Here is a 19,643-nt window from a genome sequence, read left to right on the forward strand (position 1 = left end):
TTACAGCAGCCGCACGGCGAACGGCGCGATCCCCCCGTAGCGGACCGAGGCGATCCGCACGTGCGCGCCCGAGTACGGCGCCTCGACCATCTGCTCGTTGCCGAGGTAGAGCGCCACGTGGTGGATCCGCCCGCCGGTCTGCCAGAACAGCATGTCGCCCGGCGCCATGTCGTCCAGCGGCACCCGCCGGCCGCGCTCGGCCTGGTAGCCGCTGTAGTGCGGCAGCGAGATCCCGACCCCGGCGAACGCGTAGATCATCAGACCGGAGCAGTCGAACCCGATCTTCTGGTAGTCGCCGAACGCGTCGGCAACGCCGCCGTCCCGCATGCCCCTGGTCGGACCGTTGGCGTTGCCGCCGCCCCAGGCGTAGGTGACGCCGAGTTGGGCCAGTGCCCGCTCGATCACCACCCGGACCCGGCCGCCGGCCGGCAGTCCGGCCGCGCCGCCGCGGGCCCGCGCCGCATCCTCCCGCTGCTTGGCCGCGAGCCACTCCAGGTAGCGCTGCCGTTGGTGCTCCAGCCCGCCGGCCCGGGCCTGGGCGGCGGCCAGCGCCTGTTCGGCGGCGTCCCGGGCGGCGATCAGCTCCTTGGCCCTGGCCACCTGGTCGCGCTGGGCCGCCCGGGCCGCCTCGGTCGCCGCGTCGGCGGCCCGCTTGGCCCGCTCGGCCTCCGCCTGTTTGGCGTTGGCCAGGTCCAGCGCGGCCCGCGCGGCCGAGTCCTTGTTGGCCTTGTCCACCCGGGCCCGGTCCAACTCGGCCATCGCGTCGATCGCGCTGCCGCTCACCGAGTTCAGCAGCTGGATCTTGGCCAGCAGGTCCTCCACGCCCTGCGCGCCGAGGTAGGCCGACACCGAGCCGATCGTGCTGCCCTGCTTGAAGCTGCCGGCGACGAACGCGTCCACGTCCCGGCGGGCCTGCTCGACCACCCGTCCGGCGCCGTCGGCCTCGCGCCGGGCGGCCTCGGCGTCGGCCCGGGCCACCCGGGCCGCCTCCTCGGCCGCCTGCAGGTCGACAAGGGCCTTGTTGGCCTCCTCCAGCTTCAGCTCGACCTCGGCCTGCAGCGCGATCAGCTTCGCCTCGGCGTCGGCCACGCGGCTGGTCAGCTCGCCGACCTGGCCCGCCCTCGCCTTCGCGTCCGCCCGGCTGTCCCGCAGCTCCGCGTCGCTCGGGTTGGGCGGGGGCGGCGGAGCCTCGGCGCCGGCCGGGACCGGGGCGAGGGTCAGCAGCAGGGCGACGGACGCGGCCGTGACGCCGGCCGCTCGCACTCGCCGGGTCAGCACCTGGGCACCTCCAGCATGGGCAGTCCCACGTGACAACTGTGCCACTCGGCGCACATTCGACCCACTCGTAACAGCCGGAACTGAATCCTCGTGGACAACATTCGCCCCATGGAACCCGGGCGGGTCACGGTCCGTGACGATCGACTGGGAGCATGGCCCGGTGCGCTCCCGCCCCGGCCCGCCCGGCACCGCCGGTGCGGTGGCCGCCGGCGCCGGTCTGGTGCTGGTCGCCGCCGGAACGTTCCTGCCCTGGTTCCGGTCCGGCGTGGTGCTGCGCAACAGCTACGAGGTGATCGGCCTGCTCCGGACGATCGGGTTGCTGGACGGCGGCCCGTTCGAGCTGGCGCTGGCCGCGTGGACGATGACCATCCCGATGATCACCCTCTGTGTCGCCGCCTATGCGCTGGGTTTCCGCAGGACAGCCGCAACGTTGACGGCGACCGTCGCGATAATCTGCGGAACCGTGGGCGGCATCGCGGCCGTCGAAAGCGGTAACAACCGCGTGATCGCGGGCCTCGGTCCCATGGTCGTTTTCGTGGGGGGCGTCGTGGCCTTGATCGGGGTTGTCGGCATGTTCATCGGACGTCGCCGAGGTGCGACCGTTCCAGGAGGGGAACCGTGACCTATCCAGGCCAAGGCGGCCAATGGCAGCCGCAGGATCCGAACAGCGGCGGCTTACCCGCGCAGCCCGGATACCCCCAACAGGGTGGCTATCCCCAACAGGGTGGCTACCCGCAGCAGGGTTACCCGCAGCAAGCGGGCTACCCGCAGCAGGGCGGCGGGTACTACCCGCAGACCGGTCCCCAGCCGGCGCAGGGCTACCCCCAGACCGGTTCCCAGCCGGCCCAGGGCTACCCGCAGACCGGGCCGCAGCCGACGCAGCAGTACGGCCAGTACGGGCAGCAGCAGTACGGCCAGGGCTACCCCCAGCAGCCGCAACGCCGCAGCCGGCGCGGCCTGATCATCGGCGCGATCGTCGCCGTGATCGCCATCGCGGCCGGCTCCGTGGTCACGGTGTGGGCGCTGAACAGCAGCGACGTCCAGGCCGGCGCCCCAAGCCCGACCGCGGCCGCCGACAACCTGGTCAGCGCGATCAACAAGGGTGACCTGGCCGGCTTCTTCGCCACCCTGGCGCCGGCCGAGTCGTCGATCATGGTCGACCTGAACAAGGACCTGACCGAGGAGTTCAAGCGGCTCGAGATCTACAAGCAGGACGCCGACCCGAGCCAGATCCGCGGCGCCGAGATCAAGACCTCCGACCTGAAGTACGACGAGGCCGGCGCCGAACAGGTCAACGACCACCTGACGATCACCAAGCTGGTCGGCGGCAAGCTGATCCTCGACTCCGACGTGAGCAAGCTGCCGTTCACCGAGCGGTTCCTGGAGGCCGCGTTCCCGGGTGGCCTGGACGCCAAGCCGGAGCACGAGGAACTGGACATCGCCGAGGCGACCAAGAACGGCCAGGAGCCGATCCGGATCGCCACGGTCAAGGTCGACGACCAGTGGTACCCGAGCCTCTTCTACACGATCGCCGACTACGCGCTGCGCGACGAGAAGCGGGACTGGCCGAAGCAGGGCATCGCCAACAACGGCGCCGGCAGCCCGCAGGACGCGGTGCGCGACCTCGCGCAGGCGGCCATGGACGGCAACCTGGAGCGGGTGATCGAACTGCTCCCGCCGGACGAGATGGGCGTGCTGCACGACCTCGGCCCGGTGCTGCTGGAAGAGGCGGGCAAGACCGACAACCTGCAGGCCAAGATCACCCGGTTCGCCGCGGACACGCAGGACGTCACCGGCGGCCAGAAGGTCGTGATCAAGGAGGTCGAGGCCGAGTCCGATGGCCACAAGATCGTGGTGCGCCGGGACGGCGACTGCTACTCCTACCAGGCCGAGGACGAGAACGGGAAGTTCTGCGCCGACCAGGTGGCCGAACTGCTCGAGGAGGAGGGCGAGGTCCCGCCGCAGGCCCGCAAGGCGCTGGTGAACCTGGCCTCCGGGATGCTGAAGAACACCGGCGTGGTCACCACCGAGGTGGACGGCAAGTGGTACGTCAGCCCGCTGCGCACGTTCACCGACATCGAGCTGACCGTGTTCAAGAGCCTCACCGCGGACGACATCTACGCGCTGCTGAAGCTGGCCGAGTAGCCGCAGATCATCCGACGGCCCGCCACCGAGCCGGTGGCGGGCCGTCGTGCGTCAGCCGCGGCTCCGACCAGCCGAGCACGCCGGTGAATCACCGCACAGCCCTCCTCGATCGACTTGAACAGTTATACAGGACAAGCGTACTGTTTAGGCCGGGAGGGCCGTGCGGGCGGGCCGCGTGCCAGTACGCGAGACTCGGTCCCGACGACCTTGAACTGACCTCCGCCCCACCCGAGATGGAGCCGGACGTGACCGCACCGACCAGCAAGGACAGCTTCGGCGCCCGTGCCACCCTGACCGTCGGATCCGCCTCGCACGAGGTGTTCCGGCTCGACCGGGTGAGCGGAGCCGAGCGTCTGCCGTACAGCCTGAAGATTCTCCTGGAGAACCTGCTCCGAACCGAGGACGGCGTCAACATCACCGGCGAGCACGTGCGCGCGCTGGCCGGTTGGGATCCCGCCGCCGAGCCCTCGGTGGAGATCCAGTTCACCCCGGGTCGGGTGGTCATGCAGGACTTCACCGGCGTGCCGTGCGTGGTCGACCTGGCCACCATGCGCGAGGCGGTCACCGCGCTCGGCGGCGACGTGGCCAAGGTCAACCCGCTGGCCCCGGCCGAGCTGGTGATCGACCACTCGGTGATCGCCGACATCTTCGGCCGGCCGGACGCCTTCGAGCGCAACGTGGACCTCGAGTACGAGCGCAACCGCGAGCGCTACCAGTTCCTGCGCTGGGGGCAGAGCGCCTTCGACGAGTTCAAGGTCGTCCCGCCGGGCACCGGGATCGTGCACCAGGTCAACATCGAGCACCTGGCCCGGGTGGTGATGACCAGGGGCGGGCAGGCCTACCCGGACACCCTGGTCGGCACCGACAGCCACACCACGATGGTCAACGGGCTCGGCGTGCTCGGTTGGGGCGTCGGCGGCATCGAGGCCGAGGCGGCCATGCTCGGCCAGCCGGTGTCGATGCTGATCCCGCGGGTGGTCGGGTTCAAGTTGGACGGCGAGCTGCCGCCCGGCTCGACCGCGACCGACCTGGTGCTGACGATCACCGAGATCCTGCGCCGGCACGGCGTGGTCGGCAAGTTCGTCGAGTTCTACGGCTCCGGCGTGGCCGCGGTGCCGCTGGCCAACCGGGCCACGATCGGCAACATGAGCCCCGAGTTCGGCTCCACCTGCGCGATCTTCCCGATCGACGCGGAGACCGTGTCCTACCTGAAGTTCACCGGCCGCTCGGCCGAGCAGGTGGCGCTGGTCGAGGCGTACGCCAAGGCGCAGGGCCTGTGGCACGACCCGGACGTCGAGCCGGTCTACTCCGAGACCCTCGAGCTGGACCTGGCGACCGTGGTCCCGTCGATCGCCGGGCCCAAGCGCCCGCAGGACCGGATCGAGCTGGCCTCGGCGAAGCCGGCGTTCCGCGCGGCGCTCGGCGCCTACGTGACCCACCAGGACGAGCCGTCCGTGGCCACCTCGGTGGACGAGGCGGTCGACGAGAGCTTCCCGGCCAGCGACCCGCCCGCGTTCGGTTCGGGCCGCGACGGCGCCGCGGCGCCGGTCTCCTCGGCGGCCGAGGGCAGCACCGGGCGGCCGAGCAACCCGGTCAAGGTCAGCGTGGACGGCGCCGAGTTCGAACTGGACCACGGCGCCGTCGCGATCGCCGCGATCACCTCGTGCACCAACACGTCCAACCCGTCGGTGATGATCGGCGCGGCGCTGCTGGCCAAGAAGGCGGTCGAGCGCGGCCTGGAGCGCAAGCCCTGGGTGAAGACCACGCTGGCGCCGGGGTCCAAGGTGGTCATGGACTACTACGAGCGCGCCGGTCTGCTGCCGTACCTGGAGAAGCTCGGCTTCCACCTGGTCGGCTACGGGTGCACCACGTGCATCGGCAACTCCGGCCCGCTGCTCGAGGAGATCTCCGATGCGGTGCAGTCGGCCGACCTCGCCGTGGTCTCCGTGCTGTCCGGCAACCGCAACTTCGAGGGCCGGATCAACCCGGACGTCAAGATGAACTACCTGGCCAGCCCGCCGCTGGTGGTGGCATACGCGCTGGCCGGCTCGATGGACCGGGACATCACCACCGAGCCGATCGGCACCGACCCCGCGGGCGATCCGGTGTACCTGACCGACATCTGGCCGTCGCCGCAGGAGATCCAGGACGTGATCGCCGCGTCGATCTCGTCGGAGATGTTCACCAAGGACTACGCCGACGTGTTCGCCGGCGACGAGCGCTGGCGCTCGCTGCCCACCCCGACCGGCAACACCTTCGAGTGGGACCCGGACTCGACCTACGTGCGCAAGCCGCCGTACTTCGACGGCATGGCGGCCGAACCCCAGCCGGTCACCGACATCTCCGGCGCTCGGGTGCTGGCCCTGCTCGGCGACTCGGTCACCACCGACCACATCTCGCCGGCCGGCTCGATCAAGCCCGACTCCCCCGCCGGGCATTACCTGACCGAGCACGGCGTGCAGCGCAAGGACTTCAACTCCTACGGCTCCCGACGTGGCAACCACGAGGTGATGATCCGCGGCACGTTCGCCAACATCCGGCTGCGCAACCTGCTGCTCGACGACGTCCAGGGCGGCTTCACCCGCAACTTCCTGGCCGGCGGCGAGCAGACCACGATCTACGAGGCGGCCATGGCCTACGCCGAGGCCGGTGTGCCGCTGGTCGTGCTGGCCGGCACCGAGTACGGCTCCGGCTCGTCGCGGGACTGGGCCGCAAAGGGCACCTCGCTGCTCGGCGTCCGGGCGGTGATCGCCCAGTCGTTCGAGCGGATCCACCGGTCCAACCTGATCGGAATGGGCGTGCTGCCGCTGCAGTTCCCGGACGGCGGGTCCGCCTCGTCGCTGGGTCTGTCCGGCGAGGAGACGTTCGCCATCACCGGCATCACGGCGCTGAACGACGGCCGGACCCCGCGCACCGTCGCGGTCACCGCCACCCGGCCGGACGGGTCCACTGTGGACTTCGACGCGGTGGTCCGGATCGACACCCCAGGCGAGGCCGACTACTACCGCAACGGCGGCATCATGCAGTACGTGCTGCGCAAAATGATCGCCGGGTAACCGGGATGGGGGCCGGGTTGGGTGCGGCGGTGACGCAGCCCACCGGGAACTTTCGCGCGGTTGGCGGCGGACCCGGGTCAGGATGGGGGTATGTCGACGACGCTGCTGGTGGCGGGGATCGCGCTGGCGCTCGGTGGGTTGATCCAGGGTGTGGTGGGGTTCGGGCTCGCGCTGGTGGCCACTCCGGTGCTCGCTCTGCTCGAGCCCGGCCTGCTGCCCGCCGCGTTGTTGCTGGTGACCATGGTGCACACCGGTCTGGCCGTACTGCGGGAGCATGAGCATGTCGACTGGACCGGGGTGGGCTGGGCGATGCTCGGCCGGTTGCCCGGCACCGTCGTCGGCGTGCTGATCGTGGACTCGCTGCCGCAGCGGGCCTTTTCGGTCGTGGTGGGCACCGTGGTGCTCGCGTTCACCGTGCTTTCGGTGCTGTCCTGGCGGCCCCGGCCGACCCCGCGCGCGCTCACCACCGCCGGGTTGGTGAGCGGCGCGTTCGGCACCGCGATGGCGATCGGCGGACCGCCGGTGGCACTGCTGTACCAGCACGAGTCCGGCGCAAGGATCCGCTCGACGATGTCGGCCTTCTTCCTGGTCGGCGGGCTGGTTTCGGTGCTCGCACTGGCGGTGACCGGGCATCTGGATGGCGATGACGCCGTCTCGGCGGCGCTGCTGGCTCCGTTCCTCCTCGTCGGGTTCGCGCTGTCGGGACCCGCCCGCGGGCTGGTCACCGGTGGGCGGATCCGCTATGCCGTCGTCGGCCTCGCCGGGCTGAGCGCACTGGTGCTGATCGGGCGCAGCCTGCTCGGCTGACTCGGATCAGGTGCTGCGCTCGGCGTCACCGGCCCGCGCCACCGTCGGGAACGGCGGCACGTTCGGATGGCACACCGTGCCGGGTCCGGGCAGCCGCAGGTCGATCAGGTAGGCGGTGGCGATGTTGTCGGTGCAGGTGCTGAACCCGAGGATGGTGTGCCCGAACGCGTCCGCGCTCACCAGCATGGCGTTGCCGAGCTGACGGGTCATCCGGCGGGCGAACTCGTACTGGGTGGCCGGGTCGTAGTAGTTCCCGTACACCAGCACGGGATTCGGCGTGCGGCGATTCCACGGTCCACTGTGGACATAACGGTTCCGCAGCGGCCAGTTCGGGCACAGCGCCGGATCGGCCCACGCCAGGTACCGGCCGAACGTGGGCATCGCCCGCTCGAACCGGTCCGCGATCGACGGGACCTGGTTCGGGCGATGGGTGAACGGCTTGTCCGTGCAGTTGACCGCGCCGTACGAGTCGTCCCCGGTGTACGGCGAGTCCGGCAGGCCCGGCCGGACGTCCAGCCTGCCGAGCTTTCCGTTGCCCAGCACCGACTGCACCGCCTGGCTGAGATTGGCGCCGGTCCGGGCGACGGCCGGCGGGTGGATCATGTCGTAGAGCACCTGCAGCACCACCGCCAGGTCGTCCAAAGCGGTCAGGTCGTACAGGATGCCGGTGATCTCGGCGACGAACACGTCGATACCCACCACGGTGCCGTCCGGCAGCGTGAGCGGACCGTTGCGGCGCAGGTGGTCGCGTAGCTCGTCGAACTTCGCCCTCGGGTTCCCCTCGCTGAACGCGCACGCCGGGCCGGCCGCGGCGCACCGGCGCAGGAACCCGTCCAGCGCGATCTCGAACCCGTTGGTGCGCTGCCGGTCGTACTCGAGGCCGTCGTGCAGCCGCAGGTGCGGATCGACGTTGCCGTCCAGGATGATCGCCCGCGAACGGTTCGGGAACAGGTTGACGTAGGTGGCGCCGAGCAGCGTGCCGTAGGAGAAGCCGAGGTAGTTCAGCTGGGCGTCACCGACCGCGGCGCGCAACAGATCCAGGTCCCTGGCAACGGCCTCGGTGGACATCTCCTCGAGCAACGGGCCGGCGAAGTCGGCGCAGAACCGGCCGTAGTCGCGCAACGCGGCCAGCGTCTCCCGCTCCTGCTGCCGGGTGATCGGCAGCAGCGCCATCCGGGCCAGCACCGCGTCGGCGTCCTCCTGGGTGGCGAAGCAACGCAGCGGGGTGCTCCTGGCGACGCCGCGCGGGTCGAAGCCGATCAGGTCGAACCGGTCCAGCACCGGCTGCTGGAAGATGAGCTGTCCGATCGTGGGCAGCCGGTAGCCGCTGCCGCCCGGACCGCCCGGGTTGAGGAACAGTGAACCGATCCGGTTCGCCTGGTCGCCCGCGGCCCGGCGCATCAGCGCGAGGTTGATCGTGCCGCGCCGGGGCCGGTCGTGGTCAAGCGGCACCACGTAGTCGGCGCAGCTGAACCGGAACTGCTCGGCCGGCGGGACGTTCGAGATGTCCGCGGGAGCACACGGTCCCCACACCACCGGGGCGGCGGGCGCCGCCTGCGGGGCGGACGCGGCGGTTCCCACCGGCAGCCCGGCGGCTAGCGAGCCGGCCGCGAGCACGGCGGCGGCGGCCACATGTCTCCACGCGCGTGATCCGAGAGCCATGCCGTGCCTCTCTCCCCTGCCGAGCGACCGGATGCCGCTGCAGAACGGGGACGAGACTCACACGATCCCGACGCGGTCGCTACGTCCGATTGGTGGATTCCTTGAGGCTGTTCAGGACGATCGGAAGGTTGTCCTTCGGGAACGGCAACGAGGTGAACGCCCACGGCACGTCGTAGTCGGCCGGGAAGCTCCACCGGAAATGGCGCAGCATCGCGTCCAGAATGGTCTTCACCTCGAGCGTGCCGAACTGCAGGCCGATGCATTTGTGCACACCGCCGCCGAACGGCAGCCAGGCGAACCGGTGCCCGCGGTCCTCGCGGCGCGGCTCGTCGAACCGGTCCGGGTCGAACCGCAGCGGGTCGGTCCAGTACTCGGGCAGCAGGTGGCTGGTCCAGGTGCCGAGCAGGATCATCGTTCCGGCCGGGACGAAGTGGCCGAGGATCTCGGTGTCCCGGACCGCCCGGCGGAACGGGCCGGGCGCCGGCGGCACCAGCCGGAGCGTCTCCTTGATCACCAGGTCGAGGGTGTGCAGGCCGGCCAGTGACTCGAGGTCGAGCGGCGCGTCGCCGCGGGCCAGCGACTCGGCCCGGGCCCGGTCCTGCCATTCCGGGTGCCGGCCGAGGAAGTACGCGGCGGCGCTGGAGGTGATGGTCGAGGTGTCGTGCGCGGCCATGATCAGGAAGATCATGTGGCTGATCACGTCCTCGTCGCTGAACCGCTCGCCGTCCTCGGTCTCGGCGTGGCACAGCGCCGAGAACAGGTCGGTGCCGGAACCGGCCCGCTTGGCCGGAATCATCCGGGCGAAGTACTCCTCGAGCACCCGCCGGCCGTGCAGTCCGGCCCGCCACTTCCCGCCCGGCACCCCGAATCGCAGGATGGCCGAGCCCGCATGGGTGCACTGCAGGAAGGCCCGGGCCAGCCGGTCGCGCTCGGCGCCGACCTCGGCGGCCATGAACACCTCGGCGGCGATGTCCAGCGAGAGTTGCTTGGCGGTGGGGAACATGGGGAACCGCTCACCGTCCGGCCAGTTCCGGACGGTGTCCTCGGCGATCCGGGTGATCGTGCCGAAGTAGCCGGCCAGCCGGTCGTTGGTGAACGCCTGCTGCATGATCCGGCGGTGATGCAGATGCTCGTCGAAGTCCATCAGCATCAGGCCACGCCGGAAGAACGGCCCGATCAGGAAGTCCCAGCCGTGGCCGAATGCCTTGTCCCGGTTGAGGTAGACGATCTGCAGCGCGTCCGGGCCGACGACGTGCACGATCGGGAAGCCGAACATCGTGCCCCAGGAGACCGGCCCCAGCTCGCGGTACTTGAGCTGCTGGAAGGCCGGGCCGTAGCGCAGCCCCTGCAACACGTTGCCGAGCCAGGGCAGCCCGCGCTCACCGGGCACCGCCTTCAGCCCGCTGCCGGGCGGTGGCGCGGCCAGCGGCGCCGGCCGCTGCGGCAGGTGCCGCAGCACCAGATCGATCAGGCCGTCGCGGGGGATCTCGACCAGCCGCGCGTTCTCCGTGCGACCGGTGGGTTGCGGTGCCAGGACCATGATCGCCTCCTCAACGGGTGTTCAGCAGTGCGTCGATCGTCGTGCGGGCGAAGGACCGGGCCCGTTCGTCGTCGGCGGCCGGGAGCACGCCGGCCGGGGTGAGCACCATCGAGTGCGCGATCCGGACCAGCACCTCGGCGATCCGTTCGGCCGCCGGCCCGGCCGGGCCGAGCTCGGCGATCCGCTCGGCGATGTAGGCCCGGGCCACGGCCACGATCGGCGCCCCGTCGATGGTCAGGTAGGGCAGCACGTCCTGCGGCTCGGTGGCCAGCAACCGGCTGAGCAACGGGTGTTCCCGCACCCCGGCCACGCCGGCGACGAACCCCTCGACCAGCCGCTCGCGCGGGTCGGCCGCGCCGGCGATCCGGTCGTCCAACTCGGCAAGGAACCGGCGCAGCTCGTGCAGCAGCGCGGCCCGGATCAGGTCGGCCTTCTGCGGAAACCGCCGGTAGACGGTGGCCCGGCCGAGCCCGGCCGCGCGGGCGATGTCCTCGACGGTGGCGCGCCGGATGCCGACGTTCTCGAAGGTCCGCACCGCGGCGTGAAGGATCTGGCGCACGGCGGCGTCCGGCTCGGCGAGGCGGATCCGGTCCAGCACGGCCAGCATGAGACGACGATACGATTATTGTCTCGCCGGTTCAATTGGCTGTCCGGGGGCGGGCTGGCCCGCCCCCGGACGGTGCGGTCAGTCGGCGCGGGACAGCGAGACGCCGAACCGGTTGGCCGAGTCGGTCCACCAGCGTTCCATCGTGAAGCCGGCGGCCGCGAGCTCGTCCGCGACCGTCTCCCGGCGGAACTTGGCCGAGATCTCGGTGCGCAACTCCTCGCCCCGGTCGAAGTCGACCTCGAGGTCGAGCGCCGGGACCCGGACCCGCATGGCACGGGTGGCCCGCAGCCGCATCTCGATCCACTCGTTGACCGGGTCCCAGAGGGCGACGTGGGTGAAGGCGTCCAGGTCGAAGTCGGCCCCGAGCTCCCGGTTGAGCACCCGCAACACGTTGCGGTTGAACTCGGCGGTGACCCCGGCGGCGTCGTCGTACGCGCGGACCAGGACGTCGGGATCCTTGACCAGGTCGGTGCCGAGCAGCAGCCACTCGCCCGGCTCGAGCACGTCCCGGACGGCGCGGAGGAACTTGGCCCGCTCGTCCGGCAGCAGGTTGCCCACCGTGCCGCCGAGGAAGGCCACCAGCCGCGGCGGCTCGCCCGGCAGCAGGCCGAGATGCTCGGTGAAGTCGCCGACCACGCCGTGCACCTGTGCCGACCCGTACTCGGTGTGCAGCGCCGCCGTCGCGTCCCGAAGCGCCGTCTCGGACACGTCCAGCGCGACGATCTGACGGAGCATCTCGTTGTGCCGCAACGCATCCAGCAGCAACCGGGTCTTCTCCGATGATCCGGAGCCCAGCTCGACCAGGGTGTGTGCCGCGGTGAGCCGGGCGATCTCGCCCGCCCGCTCGTCCAGGACCTCCCGCTCGGCTCGGGTCGGGTAGTACTCGTCCAGCCGGGTGATCCGCTCGAACAGCTCGCTGCCCTCGGCGTCGTAGAACCACTTGGGCGGCAACGACTTCGGTGTCGCGGTGAGCCCGGAGCGGGCGTCGGCGGCCAGCGACCGGGCGGCGTGGTCCTCCGGCAGGTGCACCTCGATGACCGGGTCCGCGGTGGGTGGCTCGAGCGGGCGGAGCTCGACCCGCGGTGTGCCGTCGCCGGCCAGCGACGCCACCACGATGGTCCGGTCGTCCACCGTGGACCAGCGCGGATCGTCGTCCCACGGCTCGGAGGCGACCACCACCGCGTCCGGAGTGGCCAGCACCGACAGCGAGTGCCACCACCGGGTGGCCACCAGCACCTGCCCGTCGGTGAGCAGCACGTTGAGCCGGGAGCCCGGCGCCGCCGCGGCGACGTCCCGGACGACCGAGGCGACCGCCTGCTCCGGCGGCTCGCCGGCCCGCAACCGGTCGCGCACCAGCGCCCAGACCAGGGCGCTGTCGGTCGGCGCGTCCAGCGTGATCAGGTCGACCGCCGCGAGCCGTCCGGCCAGCCCGGCCACGCTCTCCGGCCAGCCGGCGATCTTCCCGTTGTGGCTGAACAGCCAGGGGCCGTCGGTGAACGGCGCGCACGCGGTGTCCATCACCGGCATGCCCACGGTCGCCGACCGGACCGCGGCGAGCACCGCGGAGCTGGTGGTCACCCCGGCCACCGAGGCGAAGCCGGTGTCCGTCCACATCGGAACGGACCGGCGATAGCGGACCGGCCGGTCGGCGCCCGGCACGAACCACCCGACACCGAACCCGTCCACGTTGACCGTCCCGCCGCCACGCATGTCCACCGGCGCCCAACTCTGGCGGAGCAGTGCGTGCGGCTTGTCGAACAGCAGCTCCGGCAGCGCCACCGGCGTGCCGAGGTAAGCCAGGTGTCGGCACATGGCTAGCCCTTCTCGTCCGGGGACGCGTCCCGGGCGCACCGGAACCCGACGAAGATCTGCCGCCGGATCGGGTAGTCCCAGTTGCGGAACGTGCCCCGGCAGGCCACCGGGTCGGTGCCGAACGAGCCGCCGCGCAGCACCTTGTAATCCGGCCCGAAGAACACCTCGGAGTACTCCCGGTATGGGAACGCGACGAAACCCGGATAGGGCAGGAAGTCCGAGCTGGTCCACTCCCATACGTCCCCGATCAGCTGGTGCACCCCGAGCGGCGAGGCACCGGCCGGGTAGGCCCCCACCTCGGCCGGACCGAGATGCCGCTGGCCGAGGTTCGCGTGCTCGGCACCGGGTTCCTCATCGCCCCAGGGGAACCGGCGGGACCGGCCGGTATCCGGGTCGAACCGGGCCGCCTTCTCCCACTCCGCCTCGGTGGGCAGCCGCCGGCCGGCCCAGGCGGCGTACGCGGCCGCCTCGTGGAAACACACGTGCACCACCGGCTCGTTCGGCCGGATCGGCTCGACCACGCCGAACTGGTCGCGCAGCCAGCCGTCGCCGTCGCGCTGCCAGAACCGTGGCGCGGTCAACCCGGCCTTCTGTCGGTGGTCCCAGCCCGCCTCGGACCACCACCGGGGTTGCGCATAGCCGCCCGCGGCGATGAACTCGGCGTAGGCGGCGTTGGTCACCGGCGTGGTGTCGATGAAGAACGCGTCGACGTGCGTCTGGTGCGCCGGCCGTTCGTTGTCCAGCGCCCACGGTTCGGTCGAGGTGCCCATGGTGAACGGGCCGGCGGGCACCAGCACCTCGGTGGCGGCCGGGCCGGCCCGGCCGGGCGGCGGCGGCGCGGCGGCGAGCACCGGCGGGCCGGTCCGCAACTGGTGGGTGGCCAGCATGGTCTCGTCGTGCTGTTGCTCGTGCTGGGCGATCATGCCGAACGCGAACGCGTTGTCCAGCAGCGGCCGGCCCTCCAGCCGAACCCGGTCGAGCACGTCGAAGACCTTGTCCCGCACCTCGCGGACGTAGGCGCGAGCTTCGACGGGCGTGAGCAGCGGCAGCCGCGGCCGGCTGGCGCGGGCATGCTGGAACGCGTCGTAGAGCTCGTCGATGTCGCGGCGCACCGGCTCGCGGCCGCCGACGTCGCGCACCAGCCAGAGCTCCTCCTGGTTGCCGATATGAGCGAGATCCCACACCAGGGGCGACATCAGCTTCGAGTGCTGGCGCACGAGATCGTCGTCGTCGACCGCGTCGGTCAGGGCCATGCTGCGCTCGCGGGACCGGCGCAGCTGTGCGGCCACGCTCTCCCGCATCGCCTCGATCGTCTCCTCGGCCATCGTCAGGACTCCCCTCCTTCGGTCGCTGCCCGGTGCAGCACCCGTTCCAGATCTGCGGTGATCGATTCGACTACCTCCTTGCCGAGCCCCGTCTCCGGCAGGGCCTGGATGCCCAGCTCCAGAACCCGCGCGGCGACGGCGGCGATGGGGCGGTCGGCCAGCCCGGCCCTGGCCGCCGGCAGCCACCGGTCGGCGACCGGTTGGCACAGCTCGACCACCGACTCCACGGTGGCCGGCGCGGACATCAGCGCGGCCAGCAGTGCGACCGGCGCTGTCCAGCCGGTCCCCGGCTGCGTGTCGAGATAGCGCACCTCGAGGTAGCCGTGCGGGCGGACCGGGGGGAACATCGTGGACACGTGGTAGGCCAGGTCGTCCACGGTCGGCGGACCGGGCAGCGCGCCGGCCAGCCAGTCCGCGAACGTGGTGCCGGACGGCACGTCCCAGCAGTCGCCGGGGCCGCGCACGCACAGCAGCGGGGTGTCCAGCACCCGCCGGGCCCAGTCGGCGGCCGGGTCGGCGGTGATGGCGGACGGGCCGCTGCGGGCCGGGTCGACGGCGAGCACCGAGCGCAGCCGGGTGGAGGCCCAGCCGGTCGGCCGTCCGCCGAGGTGCGGCGAGTTGGCGAACGCGGCGACCAGCACCGGACCCAACGAGCAGACCGCCGCCCACCGGCTGGCCACGGTGTGCGGTTCGCCGACGTCCAGGCACACCTGGAGCGCGGCGGTGGAGCACATCATCGTGACGCCGTGCGGGCCGATCGGCCGGAACGCGCGCTCCATCGCCGCGTAGCGCGGTGTTTCCAGGAGACGGCGGGGGGCCCGGTACGGATCGGTGCCCCGCTGGCCGAGGACGAGACCCGCCGCGGCCAGTAGTTCGACCAGCGCCTCGACATCGGTGGCGACGTTGTCGAACAGTTCGGCAAGGCTGGCTTGCGGAAGCGCGGAGATCTCGACCTGCCCCCCTGGCTCGAGCGTGAGCGGCGAGCCCGCGGGGAGCGAAAGCTGGGGACTATCGGGAACCAGTGTCCGTGGTGCGTACGGAGCGAGTGCGGTGGCGAGATGGTGCGCGTCGAGCGGCCGCCGGGGATCGTCGTGGTGGTGGACGGTCCACTCCAGCTCGACGCCGGTCAACCTCGGTGGTCCGTGCTTGAAGCAGACCGAGGCGACGTATGCCTCGGCCTCCACCCGGTCGCGCAGTCGGCGGCGGTCCGGCTCGGCGATTCCGGTATCGCGCAGGACGGTCACGGGTGGTCACCCCCTTTCCGCAATCGAAATCGAAGCTACACGGGCCGGCCGACAGTTTCAGATGTCCGCGGTCAGACCCTCGGTCAACCCTTCCCGAAGGCCCGGTAGGCCGCACGACACCGCTGCTCCATTCGGCGCAACGAGTACCCAGTACGTACGTACGGATTGCCTCTGACTGGGCGTACTGCCACGATCGACGGGTGCCACGGGTCAGCCAAGATCACCTCGACGCCCGCCGCCGGCAGATTCTGGACGGCGCCCGCGCGTGTTTCGCCCGCCACGGCTACGAGGGCGCCACCGTCCGCCGGCTCGAGGACGCCACCGGCCTGTCCCGCGGCGCGATCTTCCACCACTTTCGCGACAAGGAGTCGCTGTTCCTGGCCCTGGCCGAGGACGAGGCCCACCGGATGGCCGAGGTGGTCGCCGAGAACGGCCTGGTCCAGGTCATGCGCGACTTACTGTCCACAAAGGACGAAACCGGCCCGCAGGCCTATCCCGCCGACTGGCTGGGCACCCGCCTCGAGGTGTCCCGCCGGCTGCGCACCGACCCCGACTTCCGCGCCCGCTGGGCCGAACGCTCCCGCGAGCTCACCGCCGCCACCCGGCAACGCCTGCAACGCCAGCGCGACGCCGGCAACCTGCGCGACGACATCGACGTCCGGGTCCTCACCGCCTACCTGGAGCTGGTCCTCGAGGGCCTGGTCTCGCACCTGGCCATGGGCCTGCCCGCCGACGACCTCGACCCGGTGCTGGATCTGGTCGAGGACAGCGTGCGTCGACACCGGCGCGGGTGACGCTGGTCGGCGCAACCCTTGGAAGACGAGATTCTCCGCGAGTGCGGCACCGCTGACCAGGTCGTTCAGGTGCCGCCGGCCGGATACCTCTACACTGCACAGGGTCCAGGCAGGACCGTTGAATGACGAGGTGTGATCCCCCGCAGTGACCGGAGTGGTCCTCAGTGTGCTCGGCCTGGTCGCGGTCGTCCTGCTCACCCTGGGCACGGCGTTCTTCGTCGCCGCCGAGTTCTCCCTCACCACGCTGGAACGCAGCCAGGTCGACCGGCACGCCGAACAGGCCGGTGACCGGCCCGCCCGCAACATCCAGCGCGCGCACCGATCGCTGTCCTTCCAGCTGTCCGGCGCCCAGCTCGGCATCACGATCACCACGCTGATCACCGGCTACATCGCCGAGCCGGCGATCGCGAACCTGATCGAGCCCTTGCTGACCGCGATCGGCCTGCCGGCGGGCGCGGCCACCCCGGTGGCGCTGACCCTGGCCCTGCTGCTGGCCACCGCGCTGTCCATGGTGTTCGGCGAGCTGGTGCCGAAGAACCTGGCGATCGCCCGCCCGCTGCAGACCGCCCGCGCGGTGGCCACCGCACAGGTCTGGTTCTCGTCGATCCTCCGCTGGCTGATCAACGCTTTGAACGGGTCGGCGAACTGGATCGTGCGCCGGTTCGGGGTCGAGCCGGCCGAGGAGCTGCGCTCGGCCCGGTCCCCCGAGGAGCTCGGCTCGCTGGTGCGGTCCAGCGCCGAGCACGGCACGCTCGACGCCGGCACCGCGACCCTGCTCGGCCGTTCGCTGCGGTTCGGCGACCGCACCGCCGACGAGCTGATGACCCCGCGCGTGCAGGTCGAGGCGCTGCGTGCGGACGCCACCGTGCTCGACCTGGTCGAGCTGGCCGGCCGCACCGGGTTCTCCAGGTTCCCGGTGCACGGCGGCGATCTGGACGACGTGCGCGGCGTGGTGCACGTCAAGCAGGTGTTCGGCGTGCCGTTGGACCAGCGCGGGACGACCCGGGTGGCCGCGGTCGCCCGGCCGGTGCTCACCGTGCCGGAGAGCCTCAACGGCGACGCCCTGCTGGACCGGCTGCGCGGGTCCAGCCTGCAGATCGCGCTCGTGGTGGACGAGTACGGCGGCACCGCCGGCCTGGTCACGCTGGAGGACCTGGTCGAGGAGATCGTCGGCGACGTCCGGGACGAGCATGACCGGCGGGAGACCAGCCCGGTACGCGCGGTCGGCACGGACAGCTGGATCGTCTCCGGCCTGCTGCGCGACGACGAGGTGGCCGAGGCCACCGGCTTCCGGATGCCCGAGGGCGACTACGAGACGCTGGCCGGCCTGGTGCTGGCCCGGCTCGGCCGGATCCCGGAGGTCGACGACGAGGTCCAGGTGGACGGTTGGCGGATCACCGTGCTGCGCATGGACAAGCACCGCATCGCCGAGCTTCGGGTGGTCCGCACGGCCGAGGCGGGGGAGTTACATGAGTGACTTTCTCGCCTTGCTGGCCACGGTGTTTCTGTTGCTGGGCAACGGCTTCTTCGTCGGCGCCGAGTTCGCGATCATCACCGCGCGGCGGGACCGGCTCGAGGCGCTCGCCGACGAGGGGCACCGGCGGGCGCGGACCGCGATCGAGGCCGGCCGGCAGCTGCCGCTGCTGATCGCCGGCGCACAGCTGGGCATCACCGCGTGTTCGCTGGGCCTCGGCGCGCTGGCCGAGCCGGTGATCGCCGGGCTGCTGGAGCGGCCGTTCCACTCGCTCGGCATTCCCCCCGCGGTGCTGCACGCGGTGGCCTTCGCGCTGGCGCTGGCGATCGTGGTCGCCCTGCACACGGTGATTGGCGAGATGGTGCCGAAGAACCTGGCGATCGCGATGCCGGAGCGGGCGGCGATGCTGCTGGTTCCGGTGCACTACGCGTTCTGCCGGTTGGTCCGCCCGGTGCTCGGCCTGTTCAACGCGGTCGCGCGGGGCGTGCTGCGGCTGATCCATGTGGAGCCCAAGGACGAGCTGGAAAGCGCCTACACCCCGGACGAACTGGCCACGCTGATCGCCGAGTCCGGGCGGGAGGGTCTGCTGGACGTCGCCGAGCACCGCCGGCTGACCAAGACGCTGTCCACCGCGGACCGCACGGTGGCCGAGGTTCTGGTGCCGCTGGCCGAGGTGCGCAGCCTGCCGTGCAACCCGACGGTCGGCGACGTCGAGGTGGCGGTCGCGGAGACCGGGTTCTCCCGGTTCCCGGTGCGGATGACCGACGACCGGCTCGGCGGCTACCTACACGTGAAGGACGTGCTCGACCTGGCCGCCGCGCCGCCGGCCACACCGGTTCCGTGGGCCCGGGTCCGCGGGCTGCCGGAGCTGCCCGCGGCCGGCCGGCTGGACGATGCGCTGGCCGCGCTCCGCCGGGCGCAGAGCCACCTGGCCAAGGCGGTCGACCCGGACGGCGCCGTGCTCGGCGTTGTGGCGCTTGAGGATCTGGTCGAGGAGTACGTCGGAACGGTGCGGGACGGCACCCACACCGGCAACGGCGTCGGCTGAGGTGTCCACACCGGACTCAGCTGAATGAGTCCGGGTCCAGCCCGGTGCGCCGCCCGTTGTCCAGCTCGCCGATCGTCGCCATGTCGTCGTCGGCCAGCTCGAAGTCGAAAACCGCGATGTTCTCCCGGATCCGGACCGGTGTCTCGGATTTCGGGATCGCCACGATGTCCTGCTGAACGTGCCAGCGCAGCACGATCTGCGCCGGGGTCCGGCCGTACTTCTGCGCCAGGCCGAGGATCGTCCGGTCGCGCAGCAGCTTGCCTCTGGCCAGCGGGCTCCACGCCTCGGTCACGATGCCGTGCTCGGCGTGGAACGCGCGCAACTCCCGCTGCGGCAGGTTGGGATGCAGCTCGACCTGGTTGACCGCCGGCACCACGTCGGCATCGTCGAGCAGCCGGCGCAGGTGTGCGATGTGGAAGTTGGACACCCCGATGGAACGCACCCGGCCGTCCGCCCTGAGCTTCTCGAACGCCTTCCAGGTCTCGACGTACCGCGGCCGCGCCGGGGTCGGCCAGTGGATCAGGTACAGGTCCACGTAGTCCAACCGCAGCCGGCGCATGCTCTCGTCGAACGCGCGCAGGGCGCCGTCGTAGCCCTGGTCGTCGTTCCACAGCTTGGTGGTGACGAACAGCTCCGCACGCGGCACGGCGGCCTCGGCGACGGCGTCCCCGACCCCGGACTCGTTGCGGTACAGGGACGCCGTGTCGATGCCGCGGTATCCGGCGTCGATCGCGGTGTGCACCGCGGCCGCGACCGTCTCGTTCGGAATCTGCCACACGCCCAGCCCCAGCAGCGGCATCCGCGCGCCGTCGTTGAGGGTCACAGCCGCAGCGGTGCTCATCGGCCACCTC

General features: G+C 71.5%; 15 protein-coding genes and 1 pseudogene. 7 read left to right on the forward strand and 9 right to left on the reverse strand.

Annotated elements, in window-relative coordinates; genetic code table 11:
- A complete protein-coding gene (locus VFV67_RS31690) occupies positions 1–1,278 on the reverse strand; it encodes an NlpC/P60 family protein (RefSeq protein ID WP_326474373.1) in 1,278 nt (425 codons plus the stop codon).
- Positions 1,279–1,411: 133 nt separating this feature from the next.
- Here VFV67_RS31690 and VFV67_RS31695 point away from each other — a divergent pair, with 133 nt between their 5' ends.
- The 4 genes from VFV67_RS31695 to VFV67_RS31710 all read left to right on the forward strand — a co-directional run bounded on the left by VFV67_RS31695 (position 1,412) and on the right by VFV67_RS31710 (position 7,286).
- On the forward strand, positions 1,412–1,900 hold the full coding sequence (locus tag VFV67_RS31695) for a hypothetical protein (RefSeq protein WP_326474374.1): 489 nt from the start codon (positions 1,412–1,414) through the stop codon (positions 1,898–1,900).
- Positions 1,897–3,423, forward strand: coding sequence for a flagellar basal body protein FliL (locus VFV67_RS31700; RefSeq protein WP_326474375.1), 1,527 nt, complete (start codon positions 1,897–1,899; stop codon positions 3,421–3,423). The genes VFV67_RS31695 and VFV67_RS31700 overlap by 4 nt, the downstream gene beginning before the upstream one ends.
- 245 nt (positions 3,424–3,668) lie before the next feature.
- On the forward strand, positions 3,669–6,479 hold the full coding sequence (locus VFV67_RS31705) for an aconitate hydratase (protein WP_326474376.1): 2,811 nt from the start codon (positions 3,669–3,671) through the stop codon (positions 6,477–6,479).
- A gap of 90 nt (positions 6,480–6,569) precedes the next feature.
- Complete coding sequence (locus VFV67_RS31710) at positions 6,570–7,286, forward strand: sulfite exporter TauE/SafE family protein (RefSeq protein ID WP_326474377.1); 717 nt, start codon at positions 6,570–6,572, stop codon at positions 7,284–7,286.
- 6 nt (positions 7,287–7,292) lie between these two features.
- Here VFV67_RS31710 and VFV67_RS31715 read toward each other — a convergent pair whose 3' ends face one another.
- The 7 genes and pseudogenes from VFV67_RS31715 to egtA all read right to left on the reverse strand — a co-directional run bounded on the left by VFV67_RS31715 (position 7,293) and on the right by egtA (position 15,476).
- Positions 7,293–8,948 carry an alpha/beta hydrolase gene (locus tag VFV67_RS31715; protein WP_326474378.1) on the reverse strand — a complete coding sequence of 552 codons (1,656 nt, stop codon included), beginning with the start codon at positions 8,946–8,948 and terminating at the stop codon, positions 7,293–7,295.
- 79 nt (positions 8,949–9,027) lie between these two features.
- Positions 9,028–10,488: a cytochrome P450 gene (locus VFV67_RS31720; protein ID WP_326474379.1), complete on the reverse strand. Its 1,461-nt coding sequence runs from the start codon at positions 10,486–10,488 to the stop codon at positions 9,028–9,030.
- A 10-nt stretch (positions 10,489–10,498) separates the two neighbouring features.
- On the reverse strand, positions 10,499–11,095 hold the full coding sequence (locus VFV67_RS31725) for a TetR/AcrR family transcriptional regulator (RefSeq protein WP_326474380.1): 597 nt from the start codon (positions 11,093–11,095) through the stop codon (positions 10,499–10,501).
- 78 nt (positions 11,096–11,173) lie between these two features.
- Positions 11,174–12,130 carry an L-histidine N(alpha)-methyltransferase gene (egtD, locus tag VFV67_RS31730; RefSeq protein WP_326474426.1) on the reverse strand — a complete coding sequence of 319 codons (957 nt, stop codon included), beginning with the start codon at positions 12,128–12,130 and terminating at the stop codon, positions 11,174–11,176.
- 78 nt (positions 12,131–12,208) lie between these two features.
- Positions 12,209–12,907 (reverse strand): annotated as a pseudogene (gene egtC, locus VFV67_RS31735) (ergothioneine biosynthesis protein EgtC); the annotation flags it as partial.
- Positions 12,908–12,909: 2 nt separating this feature from the next.
- A complete protein-coding gene (egtB, locus tag VFV67_RS31740) occupies positions 12,910–14,232 on the reverse strand; it encodes an ergothioneine biosynthesis protein EgtB (RefSeq protein ID WP_326474381.1) in 1,323 nt (440 codons plus the stop codon).
- A gap of 2 nt (positions 14,233–14,234) precedes the next feature.
- Complete coding sequence (egtA, locus tag VFV67_RS31745) at positions 14,235–15,476, reverse strand: ergothioneine biosynthesis glutamate--cysteine ligase EgtA (protein WP_414636387.1); 1,242 nt, start codon at positions 15,474–15,476, stop codon at positions 14,235–14,237.
- 200 nt (positions 15,477–15,676) lie between these two features.
- Here egtA and VFV67_RS31750 point away from each other — a divergent pair, with 200 nt between their 5' ends.
- The 3 genes from VFV67_RS31750 (at position 15,677) to VFV67_RS31760 (ending at position 18,792) form a co-directional block, all read left to right on the forward strand.
- Complete coding sequence (locus tag VFV67_RS31750) at positions 15,677–16,270, forward strand: helix-turn-helix domain-containing protein (protein ID WP_326474382.1); 594 nt, start codon at positions 15,677–15,679, stop codon at positions 16,268–16,270.
- Positions 16,271–16,415: 145 nt separating this feature from the next.
- On the forward strand, positions 16,416–17,747 hold the full coding sequence (locus VFV67_RS31755) for a hemolysin family protein (protein WP_326474383.1): 1,332 nt from the start codon (positions 16,416–16,418) through the stop codon (positions 17,745–17,747).
- Positions 17,740–18,792, forward strand: a complete 1,053-nt coding sequence (locus VFV67_RS31760) for a hemolysin family protein (RefSeq protein ID WP_326474384.1) — start codon at positions 17,740–17,742, stop codon at positions 18,790–18,792. The genes VFV67_RS31755 and VFV67_RS31760 overlap by 8 nt, the downstream gene beginning before the upstream one ends.
- A 16-nt stretch (positions 18,793–18,808) precedes the next feature.
- On the opposite strand, the gene VFV67_RS31765 is transcribed toward VFV67_RS31760, so the two are convergent.
- Positions 18,809–19,633, reverse strand: coding sequence for an aldo/keto reductase (locus VFV67_RS31765; RefSeq protein WP_326474385.1), 825 nt, complete (start codon positions 19,631–19,633; stop codon positions 18,809–18,811).
- Positions 19,634–19,643 lie beyond the last annotated feature (10 nt).

Source organism: Actinophytocola sp. (assembly GCF_035762905.1).
Taxonomy (GTDB): Bacteria; Actinomycetota; Actinomycetes; order Mycobacteriales; family Pseudonocardiaceae; genus DASYTH01.

Bases quoted from the DNA above. Each gene is read 5' to 3' on its own strand.
- VFV67_RS31710 (WP_326474377.1), top strand. From the start codon at position 6,570: ATGTCGACGACGCTGCTGGTGGCGGGGATCGCGCTGGCGCTCGGTGGG.
- VFV67_RS31715 (WP_326474378.1), bottom strand. From the start codon at position 8,948: ATGGCTCTCGGATCACGCGCGTGGAGACATGTGGCCGCCGCCGCCGTG.
- VFV67_RS31720 (WP_326474379.1), bottom strand. From the start codon at position 10,488: ATGGTCCTGGCACCGCAACCCACCGGTCGCACGGAGAACGCGCGGCTG.
- VFV67_RS31725 (WP_326474380.1), bottom strand. From the start codon at position 11,095: ATGCTGGCCGTGCTGGACCGGATCCGCCTCGCCGAGCCGGACGCCGCC.
- egtB (WP_326474381.1), bottom strand. From the start codon at position 14,232: ATGGCCGAGGAGACGATCGAGGCGATGCGGGAGAGCGTGGCCGCACAG.
- VFV67_RS31760 (WP_326474384.1), top strand. From the start codon at position 17,740: ATGAGTGACTTTCTCGCCTTGCTGGCCACGGTGTTTCTGTTGCTGGGC.
- VFV67_RS31765 (WP_326474385.1), bottom strand. From the start codon at position 19,633: ATGAGCACCGCTGCGGCTGTGACCCTCAACGACGGCGCGCGGATGCCG.